The 6,502-nt window shown below is 52.8% G+C and carries 12 protein-coding genes; all 12 read right to left on the bottom strand.

The annotated features are described in order from the left end of the window. Nucleotides 1-364: hypothetical protein (locus AK963_RS24050; RefSeq protein ID WP_139117623.1), on the bottom strand; the 364-nt coding region annotated here is incomplete at its 3' end. Between the two features lie 109 nt (nucleotides 365-473). Continuing rightward, entirely contained in the window at nucleotides 474-2,081 is a 1,608-nt protein-coding gene (locus AK963_RS24055) for a terminase large subunit (RefSeq protein WP_066017933.1), read from the bottom strand. Further along, a complete protein-coding gene (locus AK963_RS24060) occupies nucleotides 2,057-2,416 on the bottom strand; it encodes a hypothetical protein (protein ID WP_066017934.1) in 360 nt (119 codons plus the stop codon). Before AK963_RS24060 ends, AK963_RS24055 begins: the two co-directional genes overlap by 25 nt. Nucleotides 2,417-2,418: 2 nt before the next feature. Beyond that, nucleotides 2,419-2,667: a hypothetical protein gene (locus AK963_RS24065; RefSeq protein WP_066017877.1), complete on the bottom strand. Its 249-nt coding sequence runs from the start codon at nucleotides 2,665-2,667 to the stop codon at nucleotides 2,419-2,421. Nucleotides 2,668-2,669: 2 nt separating this feature from the next. Next, nucleotides 2,670-3,092 (bottom strand): 3TM-type holin, encoded by a 423-nt coding sequence (locus tag AK963_RS24070; RefSeq protein ID WP_175404626.1) that lies wholly within the window; start codon nucleotides 3,090-3,092, stop codon nucleotides 2,670-2,672. Continuing rightward, nucleotides 3,070-3,468, bottom strand: coding sequence for a M15 family metallopeptidase domain-containing protein (locus tag AK963_RS24075; protein WP_066017936.1), 399 nt, complete (start codon nucleotides 3,466-3,468; stop codon nucleotides 3,070-3,072). The genes AK963_RS24070 and AK963_RS24075 overlap by 23 nt, the downstream gene beginning before the upstream one ends. 242 nt (nucleotides 3,469-3,710) lie before the next feature. Beyond that, nucleotides 3,711-4,247, bottom strand: coding sequence for a hypothetical protein (locus AK963_RS24080; protein ID WP_066017937.1), 537 nt, complete (start codon nucleotides 4,245-4,247; stop codon nucleotides 3,711-3,713). A gap of 21 nt (nucleotides 4,248-4,268) precedes the next feature. Further along, a complete protein-coding gene (locus AK963_RS33540) occupies nucleotides 4,269-4,436 on the bottom strand; it encodes a hypothetical protein (protein ID WP_175404627.1) in 168 nt (55 codons plus the stop codon). A 34-nt stretch (nucleotides 4,437-4,470) separates the two neighbouring features. Beyond that, nucleotides 4,471-4,770 (bottom strand): Ref family recombination enhancement nuclease, encoded by a 300-nt coding sequence (locus tag AK963_RS24085; protein ID WP_066017938.1) that lies wholly within the window; start codon nucleotides 4,768-4,770, stop codon nucleotides 4,471-4,473. Then, the gene (locus AK963_RS24090; RefSeq protein WP_139117624.1) at nucleotides 4,760-5,158 is read right to left on the bottom strand and encodes a hypothetical protein; all 399 of its coding nucleotides are present in this window, start codon (nucleotides 5,156-5,158) and stop codon (nucleotides 4,760-4,762) included. The genes AK963_RS24085 and AK963_RS24090 overlap by 11 nt, the downstream gene beginning before the upstream one ends. Before the next feature lie 20 nt (nucleotides 5,159-5,178). Further along, complete coding sequence (locus AK963_RS24095; RefSeq protein WP_066017940.1) at nucleotides 5,179-5,679, bottom strand: DUF1367 family protein; 501 nt, start codon at nucleotides 5,677-5,679, stop codon at nucleotides 5,179-5,181. Further along, entirely contained in the window at nucleotides 5,679-6,374 is a 696-nt protein-coding gene (locus tag AK963_RS24100; RefSeq protein WP_066017941.1) for a replication protein P, read from the bottom strand. The genes AK963_RS24095 and AK963_RS24100 overlap by 1 nt, the downstream gene beginning before the upstream one ends. Between the last annotated feature and the right edge of the window lie 128 nt (nucleotides 6,375-6,502).

Below are 6,502 nucleotides of genomic sequence, written 5' to 3' on the forward strand. Positions count from 1 at the left end.
CCATTGGGCTGGGCACAATATCCCAGAAACTGTCCACGTTTTGAAACAGCAGATCCACCAGTCGAGAATAAGCGGCATTGACCTTGGTGGCGGTGATCTTGATAAACACCCGGCTTAACGCCTGCTGCTCTTCCATCACCTTTTCCTGCTCGGAACCGTATTCACCCTTTACCGCACGGAGCGCTTCCAGCCACTCGTCTTCCACTTCCCGCCGGGCTTCCCGGTATCCCTGCCAGCGGCTTTGCAGGTCAGCGGCAAAGGCATCACGTACCGCTTGTTCACGACGCTCCTTATCGAGGGAAGAGTCCATCTCAGCCTGAGTCACCTCATCCGGGGTAGCGACCATTACCAGTCCGTGTTCCATCACTTGACCTTCTTGCCTCTGCGTCGCTGCCATTCAAGGCGATGTCCGGCCATAATGGCTGGCCAGCTCCCTACCATCTGCTGGGTAAAAAGAATGATTGTCCGTTCCATCAGTAAGCCGATTTCCCTGGTGAGCGATATTTCAGCTCATTGATATTGATCTTCCTGCGGGGCAGCTTCAGCACCATCTGCTGGGCAATGGCGTAGCTGATCACCCGATCATCAAAGCAACCTTCCTGGGCGTTGGTGGCTCCATTGTCTTCAATGACGTAGGTCTGGCATTCCTTCACCGTCTCTACATTGCAGATACCCGCATCGCCATCCCTGAGCAATGCCGCCAGATGGTCAATCATTAACGGTTTTGATTTGGTCGTGGTAAGCCAGCCGATCCGTTTGGTACGTTTCTGGGTGCGCTGGTCCACAGTGGTTTCCATAAAGAGATTGGGGTATTTCAGGTCTTTCAGCTTGGTGATGGTGGTCAGACCGTGGTTGTTTCTTTCCACACCAATCAGGGCATTGTTGTAGTAACGCCCCAAGTGGTTCAACATCTTGCCCAGGTCATCCGGTGCCACATGGCCAGACCAGTGGGCAACCTGATAACCGGAACGATCCAATACGTCGATGGATGAATAGTCACCGTGCTTATGTTTGTCATTGATGGGAGCCAATCCTTCGGCAACATCGCAGCCAATCACGTATTGCTGGCTCCCCTCTGGCAGGTACCAGATTTTTAGCAGTCCCTGTTTCTTGCGGTTCAACCCACTGGTCGTGAGTTCACATTGCCACTTTGGCGAGTAGCATTCCTGTTTGGCGGCTTCGGTATGTTTGGGATCAAAGACAGGTCTGCCAGAGAATAGAAACGCCTCTTGAATATTGCAGGGGTATTCCTGTTTGAACTTGTCTTCCGACTTCAGCTCATAGATTTTCTGACGACGCCACTGCAGCTGCCCATCATCCAGTTCATACTGTTGTTTCAGGTATCGTTCGTCGGCATCTGTCGTGAAGTCGGCGGGGACTTCGCTGCGGTACTCGTCCTGCCAGAACCAAGGTATAAACACCAGTTCAAAATCACCGCGCCCAGCATCAGCGTCCATAACATAATCATAAAACACACCACCAACGCCGTTAGCAGTGCTCTCCAGAATGACCTCAGTATTTTTCTCATTGGGTACTGCCTGTAAAACTCCCGCCAGGTGCTCATCCGCATTGGGCCAGAAGGCCACTTCCGATCCATGAAACAGCTGCGCTGTGGATGATCGACCTGCTCCTTTATTGCCAGCGGTGCCCACCCGATACCCGGAATCGTGGTAAAACTCCAACAGTTTGGAGCTCTTATTCTTCAGTTCCCTCTGGGTAAACGGTGGCTGATTTTCATGATACCGCTGCACCATATCAAACAAGTTGGCGGTGGCATCCGCTTCATGGGTCAGGATATAGGCCCGTAATCCCTTGCGATTGCTCACCAGCCAGTAAAACCGGCCTTCAGTATAGGTGGAGCAGCCCTGTTGCCGTCCTTTCAGTACAACAATTCTCACCTTACCAGTACGCTTTCTCTGATCTTCGATTCGACTATCCAGATAGAGCTGAGCCTTGTTCAGTTGAAAGGGGATCACCTTAGCGCTTTTGGTGCGGATCTTCAGGCACTTGCTGGCATAGAATGTAAACTCCGTCAGCAGCCGTTCCTGGGCTGGCTTTACGCGTCCTTTTCTTCCAGCCATTCGTCCAGCGTCGGTATCTTTTCCGCCACCACAGTCTGCTCATGACGATCACGCCAGTGGTAGCGGTTTTTCATATACATAATCAGCATGGCTGGGGAGACATCCTTGTTCATACCCAACGCGCCCTGCATATACTTCTCTTCCCAGAACACCTCGGCCAGCACATCCGCCTGCGCTACGGCTTCGGCAAACGCTTCATGCTTATCGATGTACGACAGAAACGTGTTATAGCTGATTCCCATTTCTGTAGCCGTGGCCTTTCGGCTTAAACCGGTGCTCATCAGTGCCTTCACCTGTTCGCACATTTCCAGCTTGTATTTGCTGTGGTTGGCCATGGTCAAAAAAACTGCTTGATGGCAAAGGCGATGATGCCTGCCGTGGTGGTGGCCGCGATCCACTGAATCACGCTGCTGATGGTGGAGTTCTTCAGCACGGCTTTCTCAATGCTGTCCAGCCGCTCTTCACTGCGCTTTTCCCGAAGAGCAAGGTTCACCATGCGCTCATCATGCTTAGCCAGGGTCTGCAGGATCTGGGTAATGCCATCCAGCTTCTGCTCGATCCGGTTGAACCGCTCTTCGTCTGCCACGGCTATCTCCTGGCTACGCCTTTCAGTTTTTCCAGCGTCCGGGCACCACCCAAACCCAGCAGGCAGAGCAACAGAGTAATCACGGTACTGGTGTCGGCTGTGGGTAACTGCTGAACCACTTCAGTTTTATCCACAAGCATCAAACCGATGATCACTGCATCACGAACAATCCAGGTCCAGGCCAGAATCAATACACAGAGCCAACCCAGTGCAGGCCGCCAGCCAGAGACAAAGACCGAGGGATGTTTGGCCTCTTCGATAGTGGCCATCGCCTGCAGGATATGGGGTTGTTGCAACTGATGATTCAACGACAGTTCAGCTTTGGCCCGCTCTTCATCGGATGTGAACAAAGCATCAAGTCCACCCATCAGCTCTTTGGCTATCCCTGCCATCGGGTTCAGGTTAATCATCGTCCACCAGCTCAAAGTGAGGGTAATCCTTAAACCGGTGATCCCTGATTTCACCATCCCGATCCCAGTCACCACCCCAGCGCAGTTTGATGCCCATCCCCTGGGCAATACCCAGAACAAAACCGGCAAAGTGGGCAGCTCGTTGATCGTCGAACCAGTTGATGGGATAAGGCATCACATCCACTGCCTTACTGGGTAGCTCGTTGTGGTTACTGTCAGGCCATTGCAATTCCGACTTGCCACTCTCAAATGCCAGCGCCTGGTCAGCTTCACTTCGATGACCACAGATAATCGTGCAGTCGTAATGCTCGATCACTTTATTGAAGACACGCTGAAGCCGCTCATCACAAGTCGACAACTGTCGCTTTGAAGAAGCGGAAAAGTGAAACATGAAGCCCCTTTTTTATAGTGGTTCAGTTTGGCGGTGGAATGTCCTGAAAATGGCTCCCGACATTTCCGGGATACCGTCCATCCATGGACATAAAAAAACCCGACATCAGAGCCGGGCTTTTTTACAGAATTTCAAGCTTGAGATTGTGTTATCGGGAACTTCCCCAACATGAGGTTTTACCGTACATTTACTGACATCCAACTTCAAGCCGACGGGGCTGACCTGTGTTTTTTGATGACGGATTACCAGCCGTATTGAAGTAAACCTGCCTGCTCCAATATCTCCTGAGCCTGATCTTCCGCCAGATGTATCCACTCATTACTAACCCGATGACAGGCGTTCTTCCAGCGATAAACCGTTCGCTCACTCTTGCCCTTGATCTCGATCTTACCTTTACGGCCTCGCAACTCCGGTAGCTGCAACTCATGCATCATCCAGAGTCTCAACAAGACTGGATTGCAGCGAATCGGTTCCGGTAATCGCTCATCGCTGCGAAAATGGTGTTGCACTTGCTGCCATGCCGAGACCCTGCGACTGTGGTCATGTTCTTCGCCATAACGAATGATCAGAATGCCATGAAGTTCTGGTCGCATGGTCTGGCGCAGATAACGCTGGCATGCGCCATCACCAGCCAATCGTTCATCCCGGGTGCTGGTCTCATGATTCAAAGACAGAGTGCGGTAGCCTGAATTCACTTCCTGATGCCAGCCCGGGTTCTTGATCATCAGCTCAGGGGTTCCGAAGATCCGTTTCAGTGCCTGTTCCAGTACCAGATACATGTCACACTCCTGTCTGTTCTTCTAATGCTCTGTATCAAAGGGGCTTTTTTTCTTAGACAGCTGTTTTAGAAATTCATCGGCACTGAGTCGGCTCCGTTTCCACTCATCATCCCAGTAGTAGAGCCTGTTGTGCCTGCCCACTTTGTAATAACTGCCCATCAAAAATCCGCTGGCATTTTTCGGTATCATATGGCGTCCCTCTTGTTCTGTTCTTATTCGATGTTCACCCAATAAAGCTCTGACGGAATAGCGCCACCTCGTCCCGTGTCTGTTTTACCAGCGCCTGCTCCGATCCATAGCGGCTGATAAACAGGGTGGCATTGCAATGAATCGCATCGTCGTAAAACCGGTGATGACCAGGACACAGTGGCATGGTGTCGAAGTGACTGGCCCGTCTTCCCGCTCCGGTGCCACTGCGCTGATGATGAACTTCGGCAGGGGTACCGGGCAATCCATTCTTACGACAGGCAATGCAACCGAGTTGTGCGACAGCTTGCAGATAATCACGCTCTTCACTGGTCATCGGCTTCTTTCCAATCCCTGAGCTTGCGGGCCAGATACTTTTTGCTGACCTTCAGTTCAAAGGCAGCTTCGGTCAGTGTCATGTCTCTGGAAAGTGCCAGCACGTCCTCCTTAAACGTCGCTTCAAACACTTTGTAATAGATACCACGAGTCGGATACGCCCAGTAAAAGTCATACATCGGTAATTGCGCTTTCCCCTGCGCCTCCCGCGTTGCCATGCTGCTCGTACTTTTGGGGTAGCGACGGTTCTCGCCCGATTCCACGTATTGAAAAAGACGGCCACAGGCTGCGCGTTTGCTCTGGCAATACTCATACCAGGCACAGTTCCGACAGGGGCTTTCGTCATCAAACGCAGGGCTCTCCTCGTACCCTGAAAATGATCCCATCATGATCTCCTTGTCACCATGCATTAATCGAAATTGACCAGCCTATCCACCAGTTGGTCCACCTGTTCCCGACTCCATCCCCTCTGGGGGCTCAGTACATACCGGAGAACCACATCCAGCACGGCGGAGTAGACTTTCTCAAACTCCACCTGTTCCATATTCACGAACGACACGCTTTTTGCCCGTACCCGCACCCTGCCATCCGGATAGCCCACCACATCATAAAAACCGGCCTTGACCATGGCCCAGTAGCGGAATTCGTTAAAGTCCGGCTGAGGTGTCACCCACTGGTTGGACCCTGCCATCCTCACCGGTGCCTGTGGCAGCTGCTCAAAGACGTCATAGGCAATGCGGCACAACTTCATGAACTTCCGGTGAAACAGGGCATTACGTGCCTTACGAAACTCGCCGCTGATCACCTGCCCCGGTTTCAGCTTGAGGACGAAGGCCTCATCGTTGGCCGAGACCGGCAACAGGACCGGTTGCGGCTGATAACTGCGCACCAGCTGCAGAGCAACGGCCATCAGAACATCCCCTTCAGTTTTGCCCTGGCTCCCTGACCATCCAGCGGATCAATTCCCTGGTCGCTCATGGTCTCCCGCTGCAACTGGCTGGAGTAAATCGCCGGATCAAACCGGTGTTCGATGGCCAGCTGCTCTTCCAGTGGCTCACCTTTCAACACCCGGTTGGTCAGTGCCTGATAGGCATTGGCAAATTTCACCTTCACATCGCGACACTCCTGTGCTGTGCCAGCAGAACGCAACTCATGCCAGCCTGCCGCCCGCCCTGCCAGATACACGGCCCGATGGGACCATGGGTGATGGTTTGGTGAACCGGCATGGTCATTGGCTTCCTGCCAGGCTTTCGCCATCTCCGGAAGCCCCATATCTTCGGGCTTCGGCTGACAGAACCGGCGGAACTCCGGCGCCGAGGGAGGCCAGTCGTTCCCCTCCCGTTTCACCCGGCGAATGCCCAGCTCCAGCTGGTTCGGATGCAGGTCGATCAGGGTATCCAGCCACTGCCCCGTCCGATCCGCCAGACCATGCTCCCGTGTCCACTTCGCTCCGTACAGACCGATCATGGTCCCAAACAGGTCCGCAATCTGCTTTGGGGTCGTACCCTGTGGCTGACGTTTGTTCTGCTGCGTAGTGTTCTGCGTTGGCTTCGAGGAATTGATCAAGCACGCTGGGTCTGCCAGAAGTTCTTTGCCTTGCTGCATGGTTCACGAATCATGGAACAATTTAATTGCTTCCCATAACTCATTAATGCACGATAGTAGGAGGCATTATGACAATAAGAAATACAATGGAAGCGATAGAAACAAGGACGACGTACTGTTATTCCTAT

Origin of the sequence: Endozoicomonas atrinae (assembly GCF_001647025.1) — a bacterium.
Classification (GTDB): Bacteria; Pseudomonadota; Gammaproteobacteria; order Pseudomonadales; family Endozoicomonadaceae; genus Endozoicomonas; species Endozoicomonas atrinae.

Excerpts from the sequence above, each read along its gene's own strand:
- AK963_RS24055 (WP_066017933.1), bottom strand. The coding sequence starts at position 2,081 with ATGGCTGGAAGAAAAGGACGCGTAAAGCCAGCCCAGGAACGGCTGCTG.
- AK963_RS24060 (WP_066017934.1), bottom strand. The coding sequence starts at position 2,416 with ATGGCCAACCACAGCAAATACAAGCTGGAAATGTGCGAACAGGTGAAG.
- AK963_RS24075 (WP_066017936.1), bottom strand. The coding sequence starts at position 3,468 with ATGTTTCACTTTTCCGCTTCTTCAAAGCGACAGTTGTCGACTTGTGAT.
- AK963_RS24080 (WP_066017937.1), bottom strand. The coding sequence starts at position 4,247 with ATGTATCTGGTACTGGAACAGGCACTGAAACGGATCTTCGGAACCCCT.
- AK963_RS33540 (WP_175404627.1), bottom strand. The coding sequence starts at position 4,436 with ATGATACCGAAAAATGCCAGCGGATTTTTGATGGGCAGTTATTACAAA.
- AK963_RS24085 (WP_066017938.1), bottom strand. The coding sequence starts at position 4,770 with ATGACCAGTGAAGAGCGTGATTATCTGCAAGCTGTCGCACAACTCGGT.
- AK963_RS24090 (WP_139117624.1), bottom strand. The coding sequence starts at position 5,158 with ATGATGGGATCATTTTCAGGGTACGAGGAGAGCCCTGCGTTTGATGAC.
- AK963_RS24095 (WP_066017940.1), bottom strand. The coding sequence starts at position 5,679 with ATGGCCGTTGCTCTGCAGCTGGTGCGCAGTTATCAGCCGCAACCGGTC.
- AK963_RS24100 (WP_066017941.1), bottom strand. The coding sequence starts at position 6,374 with ATGCAGCAAGGCAAAGAACTTCTGGCAGACCCAGCGTGCTTGATCAAT.